Raw genomic sequence first — 1,058 nt, 5'->3', positions numbered from 1 at the left:
GAGAGAGTATTTTAATCGACATGTTATGGATGTTATTTTTTCCGGGCGCTGTGATCGCATTGTCAAAACCATGTTTGATGACTCCTTTTTTGGGACTGACAATGAAGCGAAGGCGTCAAATAGACCAAACCTTAAATTGGGTGAAGAGCTTGAATATGATGTTAAAAATGAGCTTTCCCGTACACGAGGTCGGCTTTGTGATATTTTTTCATCTCAACTACCAGAAAAAGGGATGACTTGTCGCGCTATCACTGACAGTCGTGGTGTACACTATGGTTTTGACGATCGCTTTACCGTAGTCTCTTTTTATGACTCGTCTGCGTGGTTTGAAATAAATTGCACGCCTTACCATTCTGATGATCAACTTGCGGAATTATCTTTTGAGAAGGTGATTGAAGTCACTGATTCAATGCGTAAAAAAGGATTGATTGATTATAGTTCCGGGCATAAACACGTCGATGTTTTGAGTGCCACTCAGGGTGATACCGGTGTGCTTCTGGTGATGGAGTCTGAGATTCAGCGAAATCCTTTTTTGCTGAGGGCGTTTGGAAATAATGATCGTATACTGCAGAAAAATGAAGCCAGATGGTACAAAACATTTGCTGATTACAATCCAGACGCAAAACCTTTTGCCGTAAAACGGTTAAATACGATCATTGACCGATACAATAAAAAAATAGAAGAAAATCATACTGAAAAGCCAAGCCATAAAGAGAGCACTGATTCGGAAAAAAAAGAAAGGCTTGAGGAATTTGCACATTTTTATAGCCAGCTTGTTCATATGACGAGTATACAAAAGGGTCTTGGTTATATTGATATTGATATAATGGAAAAATATATGGCTATGTCTTTGTTGCATATTACCGGAGCAAACAGAGTCAACAAATTATCAACGCTGGAGTTTCGTTTTTTCCGTTGTCCGAAAACGGTACAGGAAATCAAATTAATTAATCAATTTTTACACGCCTGGTTTCAATATATTCATCAGTGCAGAAAGGATAAGATCCCTTTGCAGCCTGTCCCTGAAAATATCCAATCCTGCAAAGAGTATACGGCAG

At 38.8% G+C, this 1,058-nt stretch carries 1 protein-coding gene; it reads left to right on the top strand.

Translation table 11 applies throughout. From position 1 onward, the window contains the following. Window positions 1–25: 25 nt before the first annotated feature. Window positions 26–1,058, top strand: a 1,033-nt coding sequence (locus KDK16_RS04050) for a hypothetical protein (RefSeq protein ID WP_257274776.1), incomplete at its 3' end; no start/stop codon positions are given.

The organism is Endozoicomonas sp. SESOKO4, assembly GCF_024606275.1.
This window is presented reverse-complemented; position numbering and strand designations above follow the sequence as displayed.